23 protein-coding genes are annotated in these 23,795 nt (G+C 48.1%); 4 read left to right on the top strand and 19 right to left on the bottom strand.

Annotated features, from left to right (window positions below; genetic code table 11):
• The 7 genes from EA14781_RS13745 to EA14781_RS13775 form a co-directional block, all read right to left on the bottom strand.
• Positions 1–713: inverse autotransporter beta domain-containing protein (locus EA14781_RS13745; RefSeq protein WP_000180015.1), on the bottom strand; the 713-nt coding region annotated here is incomplete at its 3' end.
• A gap of 343 nt (positions 714–1,056) precedes the next feature.
• Positions 1,057–2,481, bottom strand: a complete 1,425-nt coding sequence (gene patD, locus EA14781_RS13750) for an aminobutyraldehyde dehydrogenase (RefSeq protein WP_001163913.1) — start codon at positions 2,479–2,481, stop codon at positions 1,057–1,059.
• 21 nt (positions 2,482–2,502) lie between these two features.
• The gene (locus EA14781_RS13755; protein WP_000555488.1) at positions 2,503–3,297 is read right to left on the bottom strand and encodes an ABC transporter permease; all 795 of its coding nucleotides are present in this window, start codon (positions 3,295–3,297) and stop codon (positions 2,503–2,505) included.
• Positions 3,287–4,228, bottom strand: a complete 942-nt coding sequence (locus tag EA14781_RS13760) for an ABC transporter permease (RefSeq protein ID WP_001251334.1) — start codon at positions 4,226–4,228, stop codon at positions 3,287–3,289. Before EA14781_RS13760 ends, EA14781_RS13755 begins: the two co-directional genes overlap by 11 nt.
• Complete coding sequence (locus tag EA14781_RS13765) at positions 4,229–5,242, bottom strand: ABC transporter ATP-binding protein (protein WP_000220439.1); 1,014 nt, start codon at positions 5,240–5,242, stop codon at positions 4,229–4,231.
• Positions 5,243–5,259: 17 nt separating this feature from the next.
• The gene (ydcS, locus tag EA14781_RS13770) at positions 5,260–6,405 is read right to left on the bottom strand and encodes a putative ABC transporter substrate-binding protein YdcS (RefSeq protein ID WP_000047411.1); all 1,146 of its coding nucleotides are present in this window, start codon (positions 6,403–6,405) and stop codon (positions 5,260–5,262) included.
• A gap of 241 nt (positions 6,406–6,646) precedes the next feature.
• Positions 6,647–8,056 carry an aminotransferase-like domain-containing protein gene (locus EA14781_RS13775; protein WP_000760706.1) on the bottom strand — a complete coding sequence of 470 codons (1,410 nt, stop codon included), beginning with the start codon at positions 8,054–8,056 and terminating at the stop codon, positions 6,647–6,649.
• Positions 8,057–8,364: 308 nt separating this feature from the next.
• Between EA14781_RS13775 and EA14781_RS13780 the strand changes: the two genes are divergently transcribed.
• Positions 8,365–8,595, top strand: a complete 231-nt coding sequence (locus EA14781_RS13780) for a DUF2554 family protein (protein ID WP_000457426.1) — start codon at positions 8,365–8,367, stop codon at positions 8,593–8,595.
• 106 nt (positions 8,596–8,701) lie between these two features.
• Here the strand turns inward: EA14781_RS13780 and rlhA are convergent, their stop codons facing one another.
• The 4 genes from rlhA to tehA form a co-directional block, all read right to left on the bottom strand.
• The gene (rlhA, locus tag EA14781_RS13785) at positions 8,702–10,663 is read right to left on the bottom strand and encodes a 23S rRNA 5-hydroxycytidine C2501 synthase (protein WP_010334655.1); all 1,962 of its coding nucleotides are present in this window, start codon (positions 10,661–10,663) and stop codon (positions 8,702–8,704) included.
• A gap of 225 nt (positions 10,664–10,888) precedes the next feature.
• Positions 10,889–11,557 carry a DUF3313 domain-containing protein gene (locus tag EA14781_RS13790; RefSeq protein ID WP_001167368.1) on the bottom strand — a complete coding sequence of 223 codons (669 nt, stop codon included), beginning with the start codon at positions 11,555–11,557 and terminating at the stop codon, positions 10,889–10,891.
• 301 nt (positions 11,558–11,858) lie between these two features.
• A complete protein-coding gene (gene tehB / locus EA14781_RS13795) occupies positions 11,859–12,452 on the bottom strand; it encodes a tellurite resistance methyltransferase TehB (protein ID WP_000636988.1) in 594 nt (197 codons plus the stop codon).
• Positions 12,449–13,441 (bottom strand): dicarboxylate transporter/tellurite-resistance protein TehA, encoded by a 993-nt coding sequence (gene tehA / locus EA14781_RS13800; RefSeq protein WP_002462168.1) that lies wholly within the window; start codon positions 13,439–13,441, stop codon positions 12,449–12,451. Before tehA ends, tehB begins: the two co-directional genes overlap by 4 nt.
• Positions 13,442–13,564: 123 nt before the next feature.
• On the opposite strand from tehA, the gene ydcK reads away from it, so the two are divergent.
• A complete protein-coding gene (ydcK, locus tag EA14781_RS13805; RefSeq protein ID WP_001234011.1) occupies positions 13,565–14,545 on the top strand; it encodes a YdcK family protein in 981 nt (326 codons plus the stop codon).
• Here the strand turns inward: ydcK and rimL are convergent.
• The 4 genes from rimL to hglS form a co-directional block, all read right to left on the bottom strand.
• Complete coding sequence (rimL, locus tag EA14781_RS13810; RefSeq protein ID WP_000140894.1) at positions 14,537–15,076, bottom strand: 50S ribosomal protein L7/L12-serine acetyltransferase; 540 nt, start codon at positions 15,074–15,076, stop codon at positions 14,537–14,539. The two genes, ydcK and rimL, sit on opposite strands and share 9 nt — an antisense overlap.
• 48 nt (positions 15,077–15,124) lie before the next feature.
• Positions 15,125–15,349 (bottom strand): HP1242/YdcH family protein, encoded by a 225-nt coding sequence (locus EA14781_RS13815; RefSeq protein WP_002462169.1) that lies wholly within the window; start codon positions 15,347–15,349, stop codon positions 15,125–15,127.
• Between the two features lie 137 nt (positions 15,350–15,486).
• Positions 15,487–17,142 carry a glucan biosynthesis protein OpgD gene (opgD, locus tag EA14781_RS13825; RefSeq protein ID WP_000375934.1) on the bottom strand — a complete coding sequence of 552 codons (1,656 nt, stop codon included), beginning with the start codon at positions 17,140–17,142 and terminating at the stop codon, positions 15,487–15,489.
• Positions 17,143–17,366: 224 nt separating this feature from the next.
• Positions 17,367–18,710, bottom strand: coding sequence for a 2-oxoadipate dioxygenase/decarboxylase HglS (hglS, locus tag EA14781_RS13830; protein WP_000013820.1), 1,344 nt, complete (start codon positions 18,708–18,710; stop codon positions 17,367–17,369).
• Between the two features lie 216 nt (positions 18,711–18,926).
• Here hglS and EA14781_RS13835 point away from each other — a divergent pair, with 216 nt between their 5' ends.
• Positions 18,927–19,850 carry a LysR substrate-binding domain-containing protein gene (locus tag EA14781_RS13835; protein WP_000414557.1) on the top strand — a complete coding sequence of 308 codons (924 nt, stop codon included), beginning with the start codon at positions 18,927–18,929 and terminating at the stop codon, positions 19,848–19,850.
• Positions 19,851–20,189: 339 nt separating this feature from the next.
• On the opposite strand, the gene cybB is transcribed toward EA14781_RS13835, so the two are convergent.
• Positions 20,190–20,720 (bottom strand): cytochrome b561, encoded by a 531-nt coding sequence (gene cybB / locus EA14781_RS13840; protein WP_000428997.1) that lies wholly within the window; start codon positions 20,718–20,720, stop codon positions 20,190–20,192.
• A gap of 189 nt (positions 20,721–20,909) precedes the next feature.
• Here cybB and gap point away from each other — a divergent pair, with 189 nt between their 5' ends.
• On the top strand, positions 20,910–21,911 hold the full coding sequence (gene gap, locus EA14781_RS13845; protein WP_001033373.1) for a type I glyceraldehyde-3-phosphate dehydrogenase: 1,002 nt from the start codon (positions 20,910–20,912) through the stop codon (positions 21,909–21,911).
• 49 nt (positions 21,912–21,960) lie between these two features.
• Here the strand turns inward: gap and ydcF are convergent, their stop codons facing one another.
• From ydcF to EA14781_RS13860, 3 genes are all read right to left on the bottom strand, one after another.
• On the bottom strand, positions 21,961–22,761 hold the full coding sequence (gene ydcF, locus EA14781_RS13850; protein ID WP_001027917.1) for a DUF218 domain-containing protein YdcF: 801 nt from the start codon (positions 22,759–22,761) through the stop codon (positions 21,961–21,963).
• A gap of 112 nt (positions 22,762–22,873) precedes the next feature.
• On the bottom strand, positions 22,874–23,251 hold the full coding sequence (locus EA14781_RS13855) for a hypothetical protein (protein WP_001001239.1): 378 nt from the start codon (positions 23,249–23,251) through the stop codon (positions 22,874–22,876).
• Positions 23,252–23,328: 77 nt separating this feature from the next.
• Positions 23,329–23,775, bottom strand: coding sequence for a hypothetical protein (locus EA14781_RS13860; RefSeq protein ID WP_000993269.1), 447 nt, complete (start codon positions 23,773–23,775; stop codon positions 23,329–23,331).
• Positions 23,776–23,795: the final 20 nt, after the last annotated feature.

Raw genomic sequence — 23,795 nt, forward strand, 5'->3', positions numbered from 1 at the left:
CACCCTAATTGTGGATATACTGGTAGCCAGCCTTCAGCAGAAACATCCCAGCCATTTGCCGGGCGCTCAAAATAATCATCAATATCGCGACTGTCTTTCCAGTCAGAAAGACCAAAATAGGTATTAGCACCAAAACGCATATAATCGCGCCAGTATTCAACGCCCAACCCCGCACGAGAATGGTGACGGCTCAGGTCATAATCGTAAAAAATATTTGCGCCCAACATGGCGTTGTCAGTTGTAAAGTGACGTAAACCTAAGCCAATATTGGCCTGATTACGGTCATCTGTGCGATGCAATGATGTCTGGCTGAACAAAACATAATCTTTACTATCCATCCAGGGATATAAGAAATCAAATGCAGCATCCTTTAAAGTAAAGGACTCATCAACGTTCAGTTTAATGCGCGCATTGCCATATTGTTGTAGCCAATCAACAACTTCTTTTGTTGCCTGAGCCGACAATGTATCTACAGCAAAACGCCCGGCGGTATTATTCGCCAGACTCTGCCCCGCATTTGCCGCTAATGAAGCCAGCTCATTTGCATACTCATCATTAGCATTAGTTTGTGCACTCTCAGTATTAGCTGAAGAGGCAAAGCTGTTTGCCGGGATCAGGGTAAATGTAACTGGGGATAATATCTGAGTAGCTATTACCGACCATGTTACTGCGCAGGAAGCCTTTCGTCTTAGTTTCTTATTCACCATAGTCATTTGTATTACTTATATGTGCTTAAAATAATCAAAAAACCAACTGGTACGACAAGCGGCGGGAAATATACACAATTTCGCCAAAAACACAATATATATATACGAGTAAGTTTAGTTATCGTATGTTTGTTATGGTTTGATTATTTCTCAGTTAAAAAAAGGAAAACCACTCTATTAATAAAAATGGTTTTGCTTATGGTAAATGTAGATATCACCATAAAGAGTTAATCAATAAGATGTATCAGATGCAGTTAAGTGAAGTGTTAATTTAAAACTGAACTTTCTGGTTTTTTATTCTCAGTAAAAATAGCTGGAATACAACGTAAATATTCCAGCTTATATCTTGTTAATGTTTAACCATCACATGACGGACCACCGTATAATCTTCCAGGCCATAAAGTGACATGTCCTTGCCATAACCAGAGAGTTTCTGCCCGCCGTGCGGCATTTCGCTGACCAGTATGAAATGCGTATTAACCCATGTACAACCATATTGCAGGCGAGCACTGACGCGATGCGCCCGACCAACATCTTTTGTCCATACTGAAGAGGCCAGTCCGTACAGGCTGTCATTTGCCCAGTGAAGCACCTGTTCCTCGTTATCGAATACAGTGATGGTCACGACCGGACCAAATACCTCTCTTTGAACGATGGCATCTTCCTGTAACGCGCCAGCCAGTACCGTCGGTGCATAGTAGTAACCATTACCTTTACGTTTCTCGCCGCCAGTGATCACTTTGATATGCCCTGTCGCTTTCGCCTCTTCTACCGCTTTGCTGACGCGCTCCAGGTGCGCCAGTGAACTCAATGGACCAAGCTCTGTGGATTCGTCATCCGGTGCGCCGAATTTAAGTGTCGCAACTGCAGAACCAAGTTTTTCCACCAGCGTATCGTAAATCTCTCTTTGCGCGTAGATACGGCAGGCAGCGGTGCAGTCCTGACCCGCGTTGTAATAGCCAAAGGTGCGTACACCTTCAACCACAGCTTCAATATCGGCATCATCAAAAACAATCACTGGCGCTTTGCCGCCAAGTTCCATGTGGGTGCGCTTAATGGACGGCGCGGTATGGCTGATGATGTGTTCCCCAGTGGCGATAGAGCCCGTCAGCGACACCATCCGTACTTTGGGATGTCCGGTCAGCGGATCTCCCACTGTTTTGCCTCTGCCAAACAGCACATTAATTACGCCAGCCGGGAAGATATCTTTTGCCAGTTCTGCCAGTTTCAACGCGGTCAGCGGGGTAATTTCTGATGGCTTAAGCACTACGCAGTTCCCTGCCGCCAGTGCCGGGGCCAGTTTCCAGGCCGCCATCATCAATGGGTAATTCCATGGCGCAATAGAGGCCACGACGCCGATCGGATCGCGGCGGATCATCGAAGTATGTCCTTCGAGATATTCACCCGCCGCCAGACCATTCAGACAGCGTGCCGCACCGGCGAAAAAGCGAAAGACATCGACAATCGCCGGAATTTCATCATTGAACGCACTATGCAGCGGTTTGCCACAGTTACGGGACTCCAGTTCGGCGAAAACCTGACCGTTCTCTTCGATAACATCCGCCAGTTTCAGGAGACATTCCGCGCGAGTTTTCGGTGTGGTTTGTCCCCACTGCGCAAATGCTGCCTCTGCCGCGTGGACAGCTGCATCAACCTGCTCTGCCGATGCTTCTGCAATCTCCAGTAAAACTTCCCCCGTTGCCGGGTTATAGACAGGCTGTTTTTCCCCTTCGCCGCTAACCAGTTCTCCATTAATCAGTAACTTATGTTGCATAGCATATTCCTGTATCAGTGGTTATTGACCATTGTCGCCTTCGCGGGTTAGCCACCAGGCCCCCAGGATCGGCAAGGTTGTTACCAACATAACCAGCAGAGCCACCACGTTAGTTACCGGTACATCACGCGGTCGCCCAAGTTGATTGAGCAACCACAACGGTAACGTTCGTTCATGACCTGCCGTAAAGGTCGTAACGATGATTTCATCGAACGACAATGCAAACGCCAGCATTCCTCCTGCCAGTAGCGCCGAACTGAGATTCGGCAACACTACGTAGCGGAAGGTTTGCCAGCCATTGGCCCCAAGATCCATTGACGCCTCAACCAGACTCCACGAGGTACGGCGAAAACGGGCGATGACATTATTGAAAACCACCACGACGCAAAAGGTCGCATGGCCGATCACGATGGTGAAAAAACCGGGCTCCAGATTGATAGTTTTAAACGCGGTTAACAGCGCCAGCCCCGTCACAATGCCCGGCAGGGCAATGGGCAACAGCAATAACAGCGAAATAGCGTTTTTACCGAAAAAATCTCGTCGCCAAAGCGCCGCAGCCGCCAGCGTCCCTAACACCAGCGCGATAAATGTCGCCAGTGTCGCCACTTTAAGTGACAGTGTCACTGATTCAAGAATATCGCTACGCTGTGCCGCCACGCTAAACCAGCGCAACGTCAGGCCTTGCGGGGGAAAGCTAAATGCCGCCTCTTCAGTATTAAAAGCATAGGCCGCGATAATCAGGATGGGAAAGTGGAGAAAAACTACGCCGCCCCAGGCTGCCAGCTTGAGGAATAATGGTGCGCGTTCAGAGTGCATCGAACGCTCCCAGGCGTTTCACAAACGCCAGATAGAGTGAGATAAGAACAATCGGCACCAGGGTGAAAGCGGCTGCCATCGGCATATTACCAATCGCCCCCTGCTGGGAATACACCATATTGCCGATAAAATATCCCGGGGGACCGACCAGTTGCGGGACAATAAAATCCCCCAGCGTAAGTGAGAAGGTAAAAATAGAACCTGCGGCAATCCCCGGGATCGCCAGCGGCAACACGACATAGCGGAAGGTTTGTCGAGGGCGCGCGCCGAGATCTGCCGACGCCTGTAATAATGACGGCGGTAAACGCTCCAGTGCCGCCTGCACGGGCAAAATCATAAACGGCAGCCAGATATAGAGAAATACCAGAAAGCGACCCAGCCCGGAAGTTGATAACGTATTGCCGCCCACTGCCGGTAGCGTAAGGAACGCCGTCAGAAGCGGTTCCAGCCCCAGATGCTGCAAAAACCACTGCGCCACGCCATCTTTTGCCAGCAATAAGGTCCAGGCATAGGCTTTTACAATGTAACTCGCCCACATCGGCAACATCACTGCGATATAAAAAAACGCTTTCATTTTTCCGCTGGTGTAACGTGCCATATACCACGCCATTGGAAAGGCAAGAATAGCGCTGGCAATAGTCACTACCACAGCCATCGTCAGCGTGCGAATAATGATGTCGTAATTTGCCGGGTTAAACAGCGCGCGGAGATTTGCCAGCGTCAACTCCGGCGTCACCGACATGGTGAAATCATCAAAAGTATAAAAGCCCTGCCATAACAGCGTCAGCAGCGAGCCAAAATAGACGATACCAAACCACATCAGCGGGCCGAGCAGCAGTAAAAACAGCCCCAGCCCCGGTTGACGCCAGAAAAATCCTGATACCTTACCCATGCCCGGGCGTGAAGGTGACTGCAATACATTCATCGCCATTCACCTCTCCTCAACCAGTGGCACCATCACGTTACACGACCAGGAAGCCATCACCTGTTGACCGGGGGTAAGCGTGGCAGGCAATTCATCGCCCGTCATATTGGCCTGACTGACCAGCAGTTTTTCACCGCCGCTCAGTTTCAGTTCAAAGCGCGTTGCAGCGCCCTGATACTGCACGGCCTGAATAGTACCGCTGGCCTGTACTTCGCCGGGCGTATTCAGGCGAATATGTTCCGGTCGTAATGCATAACTCCCCATCATGCCGCAGATTTTCTCAGCCATCAGCGAATCAAATACGTTAGATGTACCGACAAATCCGGCGACAAACGGCGTGCGTGGGCGCATATAGAGATCGCGCGGCGAATCTACCTGCTCAATGCGGCCATTGTTGAATACTGCCACGCGATCGGACATTGATAACGCTTCACCCTGATCGTGCGTAACGAAGATAAAAGTGATACCGAGCGACTGTTGCAGCTTTTTCAGTTCCAGTTGCATCTGCTCACGCAATTTGAGATCCAGCGCGCCGAGCGGTTCATCCAGCAATAACACGCGCGGTTCGTTCACCAGAGCTCTGGCGATGGCGACACGCTGGCGCTGACCGCCAGAAAGTTGCGCGGGTTTACGTTGCTGCACAAACCCCAGCGCCACTTTCTCCAGTGCTTCTTGCGCCATGGTGTAGCGCTGTTTTTTATCCACGCCTTTGACCATCAGCCCGTAGGCCACATTGTCAAGAATCGACATATGGGGGAACAGCGCATAGTCCTGGAAGACGGTATTCACGTCCCGATCCCAGGGCGGCAGATTGCTGGCAGGCTTACCAAAGATAGAGATAGCCCCGCCGGAAAGTTGTTCGAATCCGGCAATAAGCCGCAGGCACGTAGTTTTGCCGGAGCCGGATGGCCCCAGCATTGAGAAGAACTCGCCATCTTTTATCGCAACACTGACGCCATCGACCGCGCGCACCTCACCGTACAGTCGCGAGACATTGTCAAACTCCACTGCGTACGTCATAAAACACCCCAGCGAAGTTAGCGACCGCCCATAATGGCAATGTAATCCTGTGTCCAGCGACTGTAGGGAACAAATTTTCCCCCTTCCGCAATAGGCGTTTTCCAGAAGGCAATTTTATCGAAGTAGTTAAAGCCGTTGGTTTCACAACCTTTATCGCCTAATAACGGACTGGCTTTACAGCCTTCCGGCACCACGGGCAGCGAGCCAAACCAGGCTGCCACATCGCCCTGCACTTTTGGTGTTAATGACCAGTTCATCCATTTATAGGCGCAAACTGGATGTTTCGCTTCGCTATGCAGCATAGTGGTGTCAGCCCATCCGGTGACGCCCTCTTTCGGGAAGACAGTGGCTATCGGTTGACCTTCGCCTTTCAGTGCGTTGGCCTGATACGGCCAGGCGCTGGAAGCCACTACCCCCTCGTTTTTGAAATCGCTCATTTGCACAGTGGTGTCATGCCAGTAGCGATGGATCAAACCATGTTGATCGCGCAGTACTTTCAGCACTGCCTGATATTGTTTTTCGGTGAGTTGGTACGGATCGCTGATGCCCAGCTGCGGTTGCGTAGCTTTGACAAACAATGCCGCATCGGCAATATAAATAGGGCCATCATAGGCTTGTACGCGACCTTTATTGCTTTTGCCGTCTGGCAAATTTTGTTCCACAAAAACCACTTGCCAGCTATCTGGCGGCGTCGGGAAGGTTTTAGTGTTGTACATCAGCAAATTCGGCCCCCACTGATACGGTGTGCCATAAACTTTGCCGCCAACGTTAAACCAGTCGCCTTTTACAACCCGTGGATCGATCGTTTTCCAGTTGGGGATCAGCGCGGTGTTAATCGGCTGTACGCGTTTCCCCATAATCAGGCGTAGCGAGGCATCGCCGGATGCCGTGACCAAATCGTACCCCCCTTTGGCCATCAGGCTAACCATTTCATCGGAAGTGGCGGCGGTTTTCACATTCACCGCACAGCCTGTTTCTTTTTCGAATTGCGTAACCCAGTCGTATTGTTTATCGGTTTGTCCGCGTTCGATGTATCCAGGCCAGGCGATAATATCCAGTCGTCCTTCAGGGTTATCTAAATGGGTCGGAGGTTCTGCGGCATAGGCAGTCATTAATGACATGCTGAGCGCGCACAGGCTGCTGCGGGCAAATGTCTTGCTCATAAGGTCTTACTCCTGTCGTAATTAATTGTTCAGCAGCCGTGCCGTTAAAATATCTCCTCGTTTAACCATAGACGGCGGCTTGCAGGCGCACCTTCCCCCCTGAGAAAATTTAATCAGGTTGTGAGCTACCACGCATTATGCTGCCGGAGAAGCTATCTTCTGGAGTATAGACAAGGAGTTAGAAAATATGGCTTCTATTCGAATTTCATATTACCCAACCTGAGAGGAATTAAATTAAACGCTATTTCAGACGTTCTTGAATAAGTTTGCCTAATTGTTTTACCGCCTGTTCTTCACGCTCTCCCCACTGCCATGCAGTATTAAAGCGGAAAAAACGTGACCAGTTTTCGCCAGTGGAAAACATTTTGCCAGGCGCAATGCTGATCTGGTGTTCCAGACTCTGAAGACTTAATTCACCCGCATCCAACGGTTCGGGAAGTTCAAGCCAGAGAAAATAACCGCTGTCATTGCGGTGTATTTTCACTTCTGCGGGTAGATAACGCAGTAGCGCCTGCCAGGCACGCTGTTTACGTTCCGCAAGCTGGCGACGCAGGCGCCGAAGATGGGCGTCGTAACGGCGTGTGGAAAGATAATCCACCAACGCAAGCTGCATCGGTGAGCTGGTGGAAAGCGTACTCATCAACTGCAAACGTTGAATTTTTCGCGCATGTTTTCCTGCTGCAACCCAACCGATACGAAAACCAGGTACCAGGCATTTCGAAAACGAGGAGCAATGCAGAACGCCATCGTGACGATCCCACGCTTTCGCGGGCAAGGGTTTTTCCCGGCCAAAATAAAGCTCGCTGTAAACGTCATCTTCAATCAACATCACGTTGTACTGATTGAGCAACGCCACCAGTCGCGCTTTTTTCTGCGGCGTTAAAGTAAAACCGAGCGGATTCTGGCTATTAGTCATTAACCAGCACGCTTTTACCGGGCACGCCTGCAACGCAAGTTCCAGCGCCTGAAGGTCGATCCCTTCGTTAACATCCGTCGCCACCGATAACGCCTTAAGCCGTAATCGTTCCAGCGCCTGCAACGCGCCGTAAAAACAAGGATTTTCGACTATTACCCAATCACCAGGTTCGGTTACCGCTTGTAAACAGAGGTTTAATGCCTCTAACGCCCCGGCAGTGATGACAATCTCATCGGGTGAAATGGTGATGCCCTGTAAAGCATAGCGACGAGCGATGGCCTGACGCAGCCCGGCGTTTCCCGGCGGCAGGTTTTCAATTACGCTCATCGCAGTGGCGGTTTTACTTACCTGCGCTAATGAGCGATTCAATTGTTGAAGCGGGAAAAGCCGCGGATCGGGAAAGGCTGAAGCAAACGGCACTACCGACGGATCGCGACTGGCCTGCAACATCTCAAAAATATAGGTATTGATATCGACCGTTTCATCGCGTGTTACAGGAACCGCGAGTGGCAGTGGTGATTTTACCGTACGCGGCGCTACGTAATAACCTGACTGTGGCCGCGCAATAATATATCCCTGACTTTCCAGCAACTGGTATGCATGGCTGACGGTCATAAAACTCATGCCAGAGAGCGCCACTTGCTCACGTAGCGAAGGCAGACGATCGCCGGGCTGCCAGATATCTGACACAATTTGTTCGCGTAATTGTTCTGCCAGACGCTGATATTTTTTCATTATCGAATCGTTATGCGATACAGGTGTTCCGGCAGTCTATATCAGTTGTTAAAAATCACAACGTTTCATTAACTGTAATTATACCATCACCAGCGTCAATTTTTGTTGCATGGTACACCACAAAAGAACCACATAACCGCCTTCCGGCATGGGTGTAAGAGTGACGGGATATAGCCGTAGCAACAGAAAGTGGTGCAAAATCAGGAAGGCGTATTGCAGAATTTCTTTGCGCTAATTTGCAAAACCGAATAACAACCTAAAAAAGCAATTGGCATCATAGCGGCAAAAGTTAAGGAAAAGGTGGCGGGATGTTTGCAAAAGCGTTATCGATAATGTTGCTGGTCTGCACATTGTTCTCAGGTCAGTTAATGGCGGGACACAAAAGGCATGAGTTTTTGTGGGTGAAGAATGTGGAGCATCAATTGCGACATGAAGCGGATAGCGATGAACTGCGCGCCGTAGCAGAAGAATCAGCTGAAGGCTTGCGCGAGCACTTCTACTGGCAAAAGTCGCGCAAACCGGAAGCGGACCAGAATTAATCAGATACGCTCTATCTTTCTTGCCGGATGCAACGTACCTCATTAAGATTCAATGAATTGCAAATAGCCCGATAATTTCACATATCGGGCTATTTTACGTAGAGGGTTACCCTTTGCGCTTCGGTAATGTTTTCAGCAGCTCATCCGGGCTGATGGATGCGACGACGCTTCCTGGCAACGGCATTTTCAGAATGTGGTTTTTAATCTTGCCGATAACGTGCATTTCACACGGGCGACAATCGAATTTCAGGGTTAACACTTCATCGCCGTTAACCAGTTGCATTGGCGTTGCCTTCCAGCTTTTGATATTACCTTTCGCCTGTTTCGGACACAGATTAAAAGCAAAGCGCAGACAATGTTTGGTGATCATCACCGGCACTTCCCCCTTCTCCTCATGCGCTTCATAAGCTGCATCAATCAGTTGTACGCCATAGCGGTGATAAAACTCTCTCGCTTTCTGGTTGTAGACATTTGCCAGGAAGGTCAAATGCGTTTGTGGATAAACCGGCGCAGGTTCAGCAACCGGTTTACGACTGCCGCGCTGGTAACTGGCGAGACGCGCAGTATCCAGCATTTCGGCGGCTTCACGGCGGAATTGATTTAACAGTCCGTTTGGCACAAACAATGCCCCCGGTAAGTTAATTTGCACATTACGGGCGTAATAAACCGTCTGTCCCAGCTTCGACAATCCGTCTTTCAGGTTATTGAGTGCCTTTTCGGCATTATTGGCCTCGTCGAATTGCCCATCCAGCGTATGTGTGATACTCACGCCCTCTTCGCTGGTCAGCGTCAGGATGAGTTGTTCTTGCCAGCCGCCAAGTTCGATATCCACCGCGACCCGACGCTCGCTGGAAGTTTTGGTTAACGCCTGTTGCCAGTTATGGTCGAGGTTACGGTTCAGAGGATGATGCGGGCGAATTTTATGCAGTTCTGCGGGCATCTCATTCGGCCAGACGCGGTAACGATTTTGTCCCGTTTTTTCAACCGTATTGGCACGAAAACCAACCACTTCTCGTTTTACCAGCACGTTAAGACCATCGCCATTAGCCAGCGGTTCCGTAACTTCAACATCCAGATGATCTTTCGCTACGTTCAGCACTTCGCCCACCGGCAGGCCGATAAATTTCGGCGAATCAAATGCGCCAATATCACCTTTACGTGCGTTAACAAAATAGTCGGTACTACCGCGATGGAAGGTTTTTTCTGTCGAAGGTACAAAGAAGTGTTCAGTTCGACCGGATGAAGCCCGCGCCAGATCGCCGCGTTCTTCAATAATGGCGTCCAACATTTGTCGATAATGCGCAGTGATATTCTTCACATAGCTCATATCTTTATACCGCCCTTCGATCTTGAAGGAACGAACACCGGCATCAATCAACGCCCCCAGGTTAGCGGTCTGATCGTTATCTTTCATCGACAGCAGATGTTTCTCATAAGAAACCACCCGCCCCTGATCATCTTTCAAGGTATATGGCAAGCGGCACGCCTGCGAGCAATCGCCACGGTTGGCGCTGCGGCCCGTTTGCGCATGAGAGATGTAGCACTGACCGGAATAGGCCACGCATAATGCGCCATGAATGAAGAATTCTATGGTTGCGTCCGTGGCCTGATGGATCGCGCGGATCTGCTCCAGATTCAGTTCACGCGCCAGTACAATCTGGGTGAAGCCAACATCAGAAAGGAACTTCGCTTTTTCAACTGTGCGAATATCACACTGCGTACTGGCATGCAGTTCAATGGGGGGAATATCGAGCTCAAGGATCCCCATATCCTGCACGATTAACGCATCGACACCAACCTGGTAAAGATCGGTGATCAGCCGCCGCGCGGGTTCCAGTTCGTTATCATGCAAGATAGTATTCAGCGTAACAAAAATTTTTGCGCCATAGCGATGAGCAAACGGCACCAGATCGGCAATATCTTTCAGGCTATTACTGGCGTTATGTCGTGCACCAAAACCAGGGCCACCGATATAAACGGCATCGGCGCCGTGCAAAATAGCTTCGCGGGCAATGGCGGCATCGCGTGCCGGGCTTAACAGTTCAAGACGATGAGAAGATACGGTCACTTTCTTATCCAGTAGCTGAAAAATGGCGGCTATTTTAGCCACAAGCGTGACGTTGCGAAATAGTTTTCCCGCTTAACTGCGCGGGTAATGGATTAGCAAATGAAAATGCGCCGTCTGAATGTCGCTGTTGTGACAGAAAGGAGTAACACCCCGGCAAATGAGCGCCTTTTTATCGTCACCAGAAACAGATTAAAGAAGCGCCGTCTTCTGACGGCGCGACTGGAATTACTTCTTGTTGACGTCAAACATGGTGGCATCAGTCGCCATATCATCAATAACTTGCTTAATGTTTTCGAAAGCCATTGGCGTGTTTTCGTTATTCAGATCTTTACCCTGGCCCTGACGTACAACTTTGACAACCGGTTTATTGGTTGCCGCATCAATCAGTTCACCTTCAAAATACAGGCGGGTATCCATGGTACGGTGCCCCGTCGCCATTTGCGTCCCCGCAACCACTAATGTAACAGGAACAACTTCGTAGAACTGTAACCCTTCTTTGCTGGTATCAACACCGGTAATTGCACCACGGAAAATCAGACTGCGAGGTCCAGCGGTGGTAACCAGTGGTTTACGCTGTGCAATCGCATCTTTCATTTTGGTGTTGGTATAACTCAAAATTTTATCCAGAACTTTCTGCCCTACCTGAGTGGATGGTTTAGGTACTGGATAATAGGTAATTGGATTCCAGACAATGCTGTCATATTTACTTTGATCAAAACCAGGCTCAACCCAACGTAAAACAGGTTTACCCGTTGCTGACGTTGCTTCTTTTAAATTGGAGTAATTGTTTAAAAAACCGGAGTATTTATCCGGCTGAGTGATTTTAGAAGCACACCCAGACAGAGCCAACAAACCGCATAAAGCTGCAGCTTTTGCAATGGATGAAATTTGCATGAATAGTTTCCTGAATTGATTATATGAGTTTTTAAGTTATAGCAAAAAGCGCCGCTTCGTGTTGTGGCAAAAAAAGTGTTGGTGAAAATAAATTTCCAGCCCCTTTTCTGACGATATAGTCAATGACGAAAAAGGGGCAAAGTCAATTATCAGTAGTTAAATTTCAGTGGGTTAAGTTGATAAAAAACATCACCCACTGTGATTCATTTCACATCACTTTGATCAAAAATGTGCTCTCAAAAAAGAACAGCGCTTCAACATCTCATCGCGGATCATTTTCATGCAAATTGTCTGTGTTCAGTTATTTTTTACGCGCCAGCATAGTCGCAAAACGCAGTTTAATACGATTACCGTTGGCGTCGGTGCGGTGCAGTTCACCGACGTCTTCATTGTATTTCATCATTTCCCAGCCTTCGTAATAACGGCGTAGCTCCCCTTCTTTAAAGGTAAACGGAAAACCAACAGTACATGGGAAATCCGCGGTATCCATCGCCGCCACAATCAGGTTATACCCCCCCGGTTTTGTGCAACGCTGCATATTGGCGATAAGCCCTGGAATCGTTTTCGCCTCAAGGAACATCAGCACAACGGTGGAAAGAATGAAGTCATATTGCCCGTCAAAAGTAAGGTTATTAAGATCGACGATCTGAGTGCGTAAATTATTCAGTTTTTCAATAGATTTAATACGCTCGACGTTGGCAATGCTCATGACATTTTTATCCCATGCGTCGACATCATATCCATTGGCTGCCAGGTAAAGGCTGTTACGACCATTACCACAGCCCAGATCCAGCGTTTTACCCGGTTTAATGACTTTTACCGCTTCCAGAACTTCTGAGTGTGTGCGGGTTAATTCATATTTGTCAGTAAAATAGTTTTCGTCACGAACGATCATTCTTTGTCCTCGGATTTCATTAAAACGGCGCGCTCAGTTCTGATTAACAATTTCCCCTGCATCAGAAGCACGAAAGTACGAATGAGCAGTAATGCGATAATAAAATTGGTAAAGATAAATAACGGCACCGCCAGCGTATGGAAAAAACCATTATCGTTGCCGCTGCCAAGATGCAAGCCGGTAGTAGCCAGCGCGGATACGCCGAACGAGAAGCTCCAGAATGAGGCATTAAACGGTTGCGAGAGATACCACGGCATCAAACGCAGCATAAACAGCAGTTGCAGCAGCCCGTAACCGAAAAGCATTTTTGCCAGCGTGTCACCCTCGCCGCCATTAACGCTCAGCCAGGCACTGCACGCGACAAGCGCAGGCGCCAGTTGAATTCCCAGCGATGTACGCAGTGCCGTCGGTAACTCTCCTGAACTGCGCAGACGCTGCAAAATGACGGGTTCAAGACTTAGCCAGGAAAAAACGCCAGCGCCTAAAAACACCAGACCCGCATCGGTATAACCCAGTGCGCCGCAGGCCATTGCGCTAATAAAGTTGTTCGCAACTGTCGGCAGATAAAGCCCCGGCGTGGTGGCTTCTTCTGGATGAGATCCTCGCCATAATCCCGCAGTTTGCCAGGCGGCATAAACCAGTTGAACCACAACGCCAATACTGAACATGCATACAGCCAATGGGCGAAACCACGGAACAAAACCAATCGCCACCAGCATGGTGGTTGCCGGGAACAGGCTGACAAAACTGCTCATCACGGGATGACGTACTTCCGCAAGAACGCTGTGTGGAAAGCGTACCAGTCGGGTAATAAATGCTACGGTCAATAATCCCCAGATGATCATCGCCAGAATTACCAGTCCATCCCCCAACCAGTGGCTGACTTGCCAAACCTGGCTGGCATAGCGCCAGGCGAATCCCATCCCTATCGTCCCCAACACAATACCAAAGTAACCTGCGGGTAAATTGAGCACTTTATCGCTCTGCATCTTATTACTCATTTTGTTTAATTTATAAAGTATATTTGAAATGCATTTTATGGAATTTTCCCGACCATAGCCAGAGTCGTAGAATTTGCTACGGTTATAGTAAGCCACCTGCGGGAAAACGCTATGCGCAAATATCGTCTTAATGAAGAACAACGAACCTTTAGTTATCAGAAAGATGGCTGCAAAAAGAGTGTGTTATTGCGGCAAATTATTGCTGTTACTGATTTTAACGATGTGATAGCCGGAACAGCAGGTGGTTGGATCGATGACGAAACTGTGCTGGCACAAGAAGGAAATTGCTGGATTTACGACCAGAATGCCATCGCGTTTGCCGGAACGGTGATAACCGGGAATACGCGCATTACCAGGAGTTGCGTGTTATGGGGAGACGTTTATGTCACAAATAACGTCTGGATTGATAACGCCGAAATCAGTCAGGGCGCCAGAATAAGTGACAACGTCACAATCAAAGATTCACTCATTTGCGGTCAATGCCGGATTTTTGGTCACGCCCATATCGACCAGCATTCAATGATCGTCGCCGCGCAAGGGTTAACCCCCGACCACCATCTTTTGCTACAAATCTATGATCACGCCAGAATCAGCGCCTCACGAATTGTTCACCAGGCGCAAATTTACGGTAACGCGGTCGTCCGGCATGCGTTTATTGAGCATCGTGCCGAGGTTTTTGATTTTGCCTGTATCGAAGGCAATGAAGAGAACAACGTCTGGCTTTGCGATTGCGCAAAAGTCTACGGTCACGGGCAAGTGATCGCCGGGATGGAGGAAGATGCTATTCCCACGCTTCACTACAGCTCTCAGGTTGCAGAACATGCCATTGTTGAAGGAAACTGCGTGTTAAAACAGCATGTTCTGGTCGGCGGTAATGCTGTTGTACGCGGTGGCCCGGTGTTACTCGACGAGCACATCATCATTCAGGGTAACAGTCGCATTACGGGAGCGGTCATCATGGAAAACCATATTGAAGTGACCGACCACGCAGTCGTCGAATCCCTTGATAACGATACTGTTTATTTGCGTGGCCCAAAAGTCATTAACGGTGAGGAACACATTACGCGAACGCCGCTGGCGGGGTTATTGTGAATCGATGAGACGTGCGTATATATTCACATCATCATAAGCACCGTTGAGAAATTCAGCCTGTTTCAAGCAACCTTCCAGTACAAAACCATTACGCAACGCCACCTGATTGCTTTGTAGATTATCCACCCGGCATTTGATCACAAAACGTCTTAACTCACCACGCTGAGCGTAATGGTGAATAAACGCCTGCAATGCCTGAGACATAATCCCCAGTCCCTGACAGGATTCGTCCAGCCAGTAACCAATTTCAGCGGTTTTATTCAGAGGCTCTATGCGATTAAATGAGATAACGCCGACAAGTTCATCCTCCCGGTAAATCATGAACATTTTGGCGTAGCCACGTTGATGCAACATCATATTGCCCTGCACCGTTTTCCACGTGTCCTCTTCGCTGTGAACAAACTGCGGCCAGTTTAGCGATTGTTGCAGCCAGGTTTTATTTTTACAGGTTAACTGATAGAGCGGCGTGACATGGCTTTCTTCAACTGCACGTAATTCAAGTGATTCACTAACTTTAATCGTCTCGGTCATAATTCTTGCATCAGTTTAAAAAGCCGCCTTACTGGCGGCTTAGAAAGTTTATACCTCTTTGACACTCTCCTGTTGCAGGATTTTAAGCATCTCATCTTTCAACTGTAACTTCTGTTTTTTCATGCGGACCACTTCCGCGTTGTACCCTCGCCCATCAGAACCTTCCATCCTGGCAATTTCATGATCAAGCTTATTATGTTTATCGAACAAGGAAATAAAGCGAGGATTCTCGTTTTTCAGACGGGATATTAAATCTCGGTATTCTGGAAACATACGCACTCCCTGTTAGTGGCTGACAAAGTGTATGTAATACGCACCATCAGATTACTCATTTAACGTAGGGAAAAATGCGAGCGGGATCGTGTTTAGTCAGACGGCGCCTCCAGTAGAAGGCGCCGAAAAAATGGCAATTAATTCATCACGCGATCGTCAACGTACCGGCGTTTATCCGGTGCTGGCGGGAAATATTGATACAGCCAGGTTTCGCTGATGGCATCCCCCTGGCAACGTAGATACATCCGCATATCGACCGGGTCAGTGGAGTCCGAAGTCGGATACCAGTCGAACTGAATACGATATCCATCAATCGGTTCGATGTAGAGAATTTCGATCTGCTTCGCCTCACCGCTGGAAAGCGTAATGACGGGTTCAATGCCTTTCGGCGCAGCCGCTTTCAGATCGCCGCCGACAAAATCAACAGCAAAACGACGGGCCCATTTTTCTGGATAATGTTCGCCTGGCGCCCAGCCTTCCGGGAAACCACCCATCCCGGTACGTGTTGCCAGAACACGTGCCAACGGGCAATGAACGGGAGGCTGAGCACTCCAGTACAGACGATACTGGAATGCAAACTCATCACCGGCTTTTACTGCTTTTTCTGGCTGCCAAAAACAGACGATATTATCCAGCGTTTCACCGGTGGTTGGGATCTCCATCAGACCGATTGTACCTTTGCCCCATTTATTACGCGGCTCCACCCACAGGCTTGGGCGTTTGTTGTACCAGCCCATAATGTCCTGATAATGAGAGAAATCGCGATCCAGTTGCAGTAAGCCAAATCCTTTCGGGTTATTGTCGGTATAGGCATTGAATTGCAATTTCTGCGGATTATTCAGTGGACGACAAATCCACTCGCCGTTGCCTCGCCACATGGAAAGACGGTCGGAGTCATGGATTTGTGGATGAATGGTGTCGCACATCCGGCGCTCATTGGTGCCGCAGCTAAACATGCTGGTCATCGGCGCGATCCCCAACTGTTTTATATCTTTGCGTGCATACAGGTGGTTTTCAACATCCATAATCACCTGACTCTTCTCACAATGAATGGTGAACTTGTAAGCTCCGGTGATGCTTGCGCTATCAAGCAACGCGTAAACAGTGAAAGTTGTCGCCCCGGGTTGTACAGTATCGAACCAAAAAGCGGTAAAGTCCGGGAACTCTTCTTTGCTATCGGTGTACGTATCAATCGCCAGACCACGCGCCGACAAACCGTATTGATAAGTGTCATCAACGGCACGGAAATAACTCGCGCCGAGGAACGACACCACATCACGGCGCGCCAGTTCTGGAGCTTTAAACACGCGAAAACCTGCAAAACCGAGATCGCTTTGCCCTTCAAGTTGTTTGGTATCAATCCCCGTATCGTTGTACTTGAACAACTCCGGGCGGAAGTGAATTTCACGCGCCAGATGCGTTGCCGGATCAACAGAAAACATCCGTACGCGGCGGCGGAACCCCATGCCCATATGAAAGAATTGAGCATCCAGTTGACGGTTTTCGACGTTATGCCAGAGCGATTTCTCCGCGTCATATTGAATGCTGTTATAGGCCTGCGGCGTCATTGTCGCCAGAGTATCGGGTAACGGACGCGGAGCGCCACGCCACGGTTTTCGCGCTAAATCATGCGCCATCGACTGTAAAATAGAAAAATCAAAACGCTGGCTTTGCCCGTCGGCAATGTCCGAATCTGCTGCGAACGCAGCCTGAGAAAAAAGAGAAGCAATGCCGCTGGTACCGCACACGGCGGCCATAGCCATTGAACCTTTAATAAATCGTCTACGATCCATACCTGAAAGTGAGTCCTTCTGGTGTAGTGAATGGTCCCGCGCTGGTCGTTTTCAGCGGCAAGAAAATGCTTATTTGTGACCGCTCACTCTAGACAATATTTATTAATAATCCAATTGTTGAACACAGAGAATCTGCACAAATCGGCAAATTTTTTATGTCGATGGGAAGAGCCTGATTCGTTTGTAAAATCAGGCAAATTTTTGCAAAGTCGGAGGACTCGAATTTAAAGCAAACCGCAGCGACGTTTACTGCGTTCTTCCGCTTCCTGATAGAGCCGGAACTCATCAAAAACCGGGCAGCCCAACGCCTGTTCAAAGGCTTCACGACTGGCATTGCCGTGACTGCGTGCCTGTATTTCATCCCCCAGATTTGACTGGAAGATCCCCGCCGCGCTAACAGGCAAAAAATCTTCATAGGTAATAGGTTGCGCAACCACCCAACCTCGTTCAATTAAGGGTTGTGGATCGTCACCAGGATGAATCGCCTGACGATGCGCTTCACCTGACGGCGTCAGGCGATAGCGAAACCATGCCAGCCCCTGCTGGCGCATCAAAAACTCGCTGTCAGGAAAAGCGCGAAAAGTTTCTTGTAGATGCAACTGATGCGTAAGATTATCCTGCCCGGTTCCAGCCTTACGCAGTAAATCGTCATATAACCGCCGCCCTTTCCGGGTTAATGCCGCGCCACGTTGCTCTATTTCACCAAAGCGGGCGGTATGCGTCCCCTGCTTTTGCCCCACAAACTGGACAACCTCTTCCAGTGCCTTAAAGCTGGTCTGGCGCAATAAAATGGGAACCTCACGACGTGGCGGTCCTTCAATGAGAATTTTCGGTTCAATACCGCACTCAGGCATCATTGACTGAACTCTGTCTATATCCAGAGTACGTGGCGTCAGGTGGTTAATATGACAGCCGGGGAAACAGACCACATCAGCAATCAGTCGATGTTCATCATGTAATGCATGATAGGTTTCTTTATCCACCGTTGCCGACTGATGCCAGCGAAATGTCTCCAGCGCTTCCTGCACAAACTCTCGCGTTTGTACTTCGTTAAAACGACCAGCCTGATCATATTCATCTAACAATTGCCGGCAACGCGGGGTAAAGATATCGCGCCGCTGTAAAATCTCCGCCGCCTTCTGGCGCAACGTTTCGTTTTCAATAAGCTCAAGACGAAGTAATGACGTAAAAACACGAAATGGATTATGCGCCAGTGAGGCGTCGTCGACAGGACGAAAGGCCGTGGAATGAACCGGCACGCCTGCCTGCGAGAGATCATAATAGCTCACCGGATACATCCCCATAATGGCAAACATTCGCCGCAAAGTAGCAAGTTCCTGCGCGGTTCCAACACGAATCGCGCCATGACGTTCAACGTTAAGCCGCGTCAGTTCATCCGCATTCACCATTTTTTCATGCAGTTGGGGATTGTTTTCCAACACAGCCAGATTCACATCAGCTACCAGCTCCAGCAACGTACCGTACTGTGGAACCTCTTGCTGATACATGGCTGACATTGCCTGCGAAAATTGTTCCCGGATCTCATCCGCCGTGATGCTGTTCGCCATAATGCCCGCCCCCAGTGATCAATTATCTGGAGTGTAGGTAACCGCATTCACTCTGGTGGGAAGAATTTACAAACTGTGATCTCGCTGCGAAATCAACAATGCTGCATATCCGGCGTAATAAAATCACATTAAAATGTTAATAATATTTTGCAATCAAGTTATCATAATTAAACAACATCACTTGTCAGCAACATCGTTTCGTTTTTAACATCGCTTATGGAAAAAAATAGTCTGTTTAGTCAGCGCATTCGTTTGCGCCACCTTCATACGTTTGTCGCTGTCGCACAACAAGGAACTTTGGGGCGCGCGGCTGAAACCCTTAATTTAAGTCAACCTGCGCTCTCTAAGACCCTGAATGAACTGGAACAATTAACAGGTGCTCGCTTGTTTGATCGTGGACGGCAAGGCGCGCAACTCACCTTACCTGGCGAACAATTTTTAACTCACGCAGTCAAAGTGCTTGATGCTATCAACACTGCCGGTCAGTCGCTGAATCGTAAAGAGGGATTGAACAATGACATTATAAGAGTGGGAGCGCTACCTACTGCCGCGTTGGGGATATTACCTTCTGTTATCGGTCAGTTTCATCAACAACAAAGAGAGACCACCCTGCAAGTTGCAACGATGAGTAACACGATGATTCTGGCAGGATTAAAAACGGGGGAAATTGATATCGGCGTGGGTCGGATGTCAGATCCTGAATTGATGACCGGACTTAATTACGAGTTGCTGTTTCTCGAATCGCTGAAGCTAGTTGTTCGCCCCAACCACCCTCTGCTTCAGGAGAATGTGACGCTAAGCCGGGTTCTGCAATGGCCCGTTGTCGTTTCACCGGAAGGCACCGCGCCACGGCAACATTCCGAAGCACTGGTACAAAGTCAGGGCTGTAAAATTCCTTCAGGATGTATCGAAACGCTTTCCGCATCGCTTTCACGCCAACTCACCGTGGATTATGACTATGTATGGTTTGTTCCTTCGGGCGCCGTAAAAGATGATCTACGGCATGCCACGCTGGTGGCGTTGCCTGTTCCGGGACATGGAGCGGGCGAACCAATTGGGATCCTTACTCGCGTTGATGCGACGTTCTCCTCCGGTTGTCAGTTATTCATTAACACTATTCGTAAATCGATGCCCTTCTAAAAGGAAAAGGGACCTTTCGATCCCTTGTCCATATTATTACACCGTTGCCAAAATCGTCTTAATCCCTGCATTTTGTGGATCCACGGACAACGTTTGCGTTTTCAGGCATAACATTCCAATCACATTTTTGCCGCATTCATGGCGGTAAGAGATTACTGGCGACTGCAATTAATGGATTTGTAAAAGATTATGTCCCGGAAGGCACACTGAGAGAGATTCTGGAAAACTTATGGTTTTATTTGTCATACAAATAAATATAATAAGCGCTTCCGATGTAGGCCCGTATTCTTCGCCTGTACCACGGGTCTGGTTTAGTACAGGCGTTTTCTTTTAATGTCGTCAGGAATGCTTACGCGGCATCATGCGCAAAAGCGTGTTGTCCTTCCAGAAATAATGATGTGCTAATGCTGCGGCAGCATGTAGCCCAATGATGAAATATCCCAGATTTGCCAACGTTTCGTGCCACGATTTTAAGGTATCGACCAAATCAAAGTTGGCCTCTGGTGCATAAGGCATCGTCATGCCAAACGCAAACCAGGGATTACCACGGTAATACATCATTATCAGACCAATCAGAGGCAGCGCGATAAACAGCAAATAAATGACCAGATGCCCAAGATGAGCAAGTCCCGTCATCATGGGTTTCGGTTTAGGCACAATTGGCGGAGTTGGATATTTCAGCCTTAGCACAAGACGGAGCACCATCAGTACGAGAATCGATATGCCACAGGAGACATGGATCATGTTGATTACTGGCCGGGCGCTACGTGGAAAAAATCCACGAAATTCCATTGTGCAATATGCTGCAATAACCAGCAAAAAGACCAGCCAGTGAATACCAATTTGTAACCTTGAGTACTTATTCTCCATAACATTTCCCTATTTTAAACAATTCAACGTTAACATAACGAGCTTTTCTTAAAATTTCATTAAATATTGTTCCCGTCATTTTCAGTACGTTACATTTGGCCGCAAGAATGTAGATTGCTCATCCAGCTATCCTGGTCTAAGCCTGGAAAGGATCAATTTCCATCCGAGTGTTCCTGACAGGAGAAAACCATGAATAAAATTGGTATTAACGGTTTTGGTCGTATCGGTCGTCTGGTGTTGCGTCGACTACTTGAGGTCAAAAGTGACATAGAAGTTGTTGCGATCAATGATCTCACCTCGCCGAAAATTCTCGCCTACCTGCTGAAACATGATTCAAACTACGGTCCGTTCCCCTGGAGCGTTGACTTCACGGAAGATTCACTTATCGTCGATGGGAAAAGTATTGCGGTGTACGCCGAAAAAGAGGCGAAAAATATCCCGTGGAAAGCGAAAGATGCACAAATTGTTGTTGAGTGCACTGGATTTTATACTTCCGCAGAAAAATCGCAGGCACATCTGGATGCCGGGGCAAAGAAAGTGCTGATTTCCGCTCCGGCTGGTGAAATGAAAACCATCGTTTATAACGTTAATGACGATACTCTGGATAGCAACGACACTATTGTTTCTGTGGCGTCATGCACCACGAACTGTCTCGCGCCAATGGCTAAAGCATTACATGACAGTTTTGGTATAGAAGCGGGAACGATGACGACAATTCATGCCTACACCGGTACGCAATCATTGGTTGATGGTCCGCGTGGTAAAGATTTACGTGCATCACGTGCTGCAGCAGAAAATATCATCCCTCACACCACGGGTGCAGCAAAAGCCATTGGTCTGGTGATCCCGGAGCTTAGCGGCAAACTGAAAGGCCATGCGCAACGTGTGCCAGTGAAAACGGGCTCAGTAACCGAGCTGGTATCCATTCTTGGTAAGAAAGTGACTGCTGAAGAGGTGAACAACGCACTTAAAAAAGCAACGACCAATAACGAGTCATTTGGCTATACCGACGAAGAAATTGTCTCTTCCGATATCATTGGCAGCCATTTTGGTTCGGTGTTTGATGCGACCCAGACGGAAATCACCGCAGTGGGCGATTTGCAACTGGTGAAAACCGTCGCCTGGTATGATAACGAGTATGGATTCGTCACCCAACTTATTCGCACTCTGGAAAAATTTGCCAAACTCTGACAGACGCAGGCGGAGGAAAACCTCCGCCTCTTCGCAAACGGCACAATGATTAACGTAATGAACGACTCGCCATCGTCTCGATAAGCACAGCATCTCGTTTCAATGTTTGCCACGCCATGGTGACTTCTGTAGGAAAATCAACGTGAACAATAAAATCGCGCCCGCGTGGACCATAGCCATCACAATCATCCTGCAAGCGAGGCAACTCGCCAGTGAGTAACGACAGATAACGTTCGACCGACCATAAACCTTCCAGTTGATTAACAAACGCAACAGTGCCCGCCCTATTCTCCAGTTGGGGGATGAATCCCGGATAGCTTAACCAGCGAGGCGCATCGGGATTATCCTCTGTTATGCGATGGAACGTTGCCATGGTTCGGCGCTGCATTGTTGGGTCCTGAATGATGATGGCGGTATGAATTCGCTCCGTTGCCTGGTTCAGAAGCGCAACGCTAAAGCGTGCATTTTCCCCACAATTCGTAGACTGGTCTTCAATCCAGATTTTTTCATGGGGAATATGCCAGAACTGGTGGGCGATATCCGCAAGGATGCTCGCTTCCGCCCTGCCCGTGGTGCGGATGGTGTTATAGTGCGGATGCTGTGCAATAGCGCTATATAAAAACGTTGTCGAATGACCGATACCACCGCTGATCAATAAAGGAATTTGCCGATCTCTGGCAATCTTGCATGCCGCGTCGATAGTGGGAATAACCGCGTTACCCGCAAGGATCACGCAATCAGCCGGATACAGAGCCTCATTAGAGAAATCATCCTGTGCCAGCCACTGCCCGATAACGTTTATGGCATCAATAGTTTTCGCTGAAAGCGTCGGAAACGGGGTAATATTCATGGTTCCTCCTTCTCGTTCCCTTAAGAATACTGCGTGAGATAATAAAGAGAAGTGGAGCACTCTGAAAGGAAGAAGTCGAATTTTCTTTATCGTCTTCACAAGACTTAATTCTTTACTTATACACTATTTTCGGAGAAACCACAGACAGGACATCAACAACATCATTAGACGTTGCAATGACATAATGCTCAATCATTTTATTTTCATGAATACCGATACTTTGCTTAGTAAACCATGCCAGATAAGTTGAATTTGCTACCCGATAAATCCCCGTTTGATTAATACCATACGCTCCCAGCATCCCTAATAAATCTCCTTCATCGGTGACACGAAATGAGTGTATCCAGTCAAAAGATATGTTGATTTCTGACTTAATCGGCGGACAAATCAATGAAATTGTAAGTTTTGCATTTCGATACTGTAAGTCTGACAAACCGGCATTTTTAAAAGATAAAAAATCCGGTGTAATATTTATAAAACATTCATTCACATTGACACCTTTTAATATATAAGACTGCAATCTATAGCGGACACATTAATTAAGTTCATTATTTTGTAGTTGTTGCATTAATTCCTTGTTGAAAGCGGGTTTTTCAGGGGGAACATTTGCAACACATTCATTAATGCAAAATATAACCTCCCCTCAGGAACCCATATTTTAATCCTGTCACGCCCCAAAAGAATAGATTTTAACTCACATTTAAAATATAAGCTTTTTTTGTGTGAGAAATCAGGTCTTATCTCTTTATTGATATCATTAAGATAGATGTAATGGAGATGTTCATCAAAGACACTCACCACTTCCAGACCGTTAACAATTGTCCATCTGCGTTCATTTCCCCAAAAAACAAGAACAGGTATACGTTTTGAATATTTTTTTAAAATTTGCTGAACACTATCTTTCTGGTTTTCATAAAATATTGTGTTTGCATTAGAAATTTGCCGACTCATTCGCCAGCGGAGTTTTTCTTCATAAAAAAGAAACCTGTCATCTTCATAACCGTTAGCATTCATTGTCAATGACTCTCAACTGG

It is taken from the genome of Escherichia albertii NBRC 107761 = DSM 17582 (assembly GCF_000759775.1).
Taxonomy (GTDB): Bacteria; Pseudomonadota; Gammaproteobacteria; order Enterobacterales; family Enterobacteriaceae; genus Escherichia; species Escherichia albertii.

What these genes read in the sequence shown, in the direction of transcription:
- patD (WP_001163913.1), bottom strand. Translation starts at nt 2,481, where the DNA reads ATGCAACATAAGTTACTGATTAATGGAGAACTGGTTAGCGGCGAAGGG.
- EA14781_RS13755 (WP_000555488.1), bottom strand. Translation starts at nt 3,297, where the DNA reads ATGCACTCTGAACGCGCACCATTATTCCTCAAGCTGGCAGCCTGGGGC.
- EA14781_RS13760 (WP_001251334.1), bottom strand. Translation starts at nt 4,228, where the DNA reads ATGGCGATGAATGTATTGCAGTCACCTTCACGCCCGGGCATGGGTAAG.
- EA14781_RS13765 (WP_000220439.1), bottom strand. Translation starts at nt 5,242, where the DNA reads ATGACGTACGCAGTGGAGTTTGACAATGTCTCGCGACTGTACGGTGAG.
- ydcS (WP_000047411.1), bottom strand. Translation starts at nt 6,405, where the DNA reads ATGAGCAAGACATTTGCCCGCAGCAGCCTGTGCGCGCTCAGCATGTCA.
- EA14781_RS13775 (WP_000760706.1), bottom strand. Translation starts at nt 8,056, where the DNA reads ATGAAAAAATATCAGCGTCTGGCAGAACAATTACGCGAACAAATTGTG.
- EA14781_RS13780 (WP_000457426.1), top strand. Translation starts at nt 8,365, where the DNA reads ATGTTTGCAAAAGCGTTATCGATAATGTTGCTGGTCTGCACATTGTTC.
- EA14781_RS13790 (WP_001167368.1), bottom strand. Translation starts at nt 11,557, where the DNA reads ATGCAAATTTCATCCATTGCAAAAGCTGCAGCTTTATGCGGTTTGTTG.
- tehB (WP_000636988.1), bottom strand. Translation starts at nt 12,452, where the DNA reads ATGATCGTTCGTGACGAAAACTATTTTACTGACAAATATGAATTAACC.
- tehA (WP_002462168.1), bottom strand. Translation starts at nt 13,441, where the DNA reads ATGCAGAGCGATAAAGTGCTCAATTTACCCGCAGGTTACTTTGGTATT.
- ydcK (WP_001234011.1), top strand. Translation starts at nt 13,565, where the DNA reads ATGCGCAAATATCGTCTTAATGAAGAACAACGAACCTTTAGTTATCAG.
- rimL (WP_000140894.1), bottom strand. Translation starts at nt 15,076, where the DNA reads ATGACCGAGACGATTAAAGTTAGTGAATCACTTGAATTACGTGCAGTT.
- EA14781_RS13815 (WP_002462169.1), bottom strand. Translation starts at nt 15,349, where the DNA reads ATGTTTCCAGAATACCGAGATTTAATATCCCGTCTGAAAAACGAGAAT.
- opgD (WP_000375934.1), bottom strand. Translation starts at nt 17,142, where the DNA reads ATGGATCGTAGACGATTTATTAAAGGTTCAATGGCTATGGCCGCCGTG.
- hglS (WP_000013820.1), bottom strand. Translation starts at nt 18,710, where the DNA reads ATGGCGAACAGCATCACGGCGGATGAGATCCGGGAACAATTTTCGCAG.
- EA14781_RS13835 (WP_000414557.1), top strand. Translation starts at nt 18,927, where the DNA reads ATGGAAAAAAATAGTCTGTTTAGTCAGCGCATTCGTTTGCGCCACCTT.
- cybB (WP_000428997.1), bottom strand. Translation starts at nt 20,720, where the DNA reads ATGGAGAATAAGTACTCAAGGTTACAAATTGGTATTCACTGGCTGGTC.
- gap (WP_001033373.1), top strand. Translation starts at nt 20,910, where the DNA reads ATGAATAAAATTGGTATTAACGGTTTTGGTCGTATCGGTCGTCTGGTG.
- ydcF (WP_001027917.1), bottom strand. Translation starts at nt 22,761, where the DNA reads ATGAATATTACCCCGTTTCCGACGCTTTCAGCGAAAACTATTGATGCC.
- EA14781_RS13860 (WP_000993269.1), bottom strand. Translation starts at nt 23,775, where the DNA reads ATGAATGCTAACGGTTATGAAGATGACAGGTTTCTTTTTTATGAAGAA.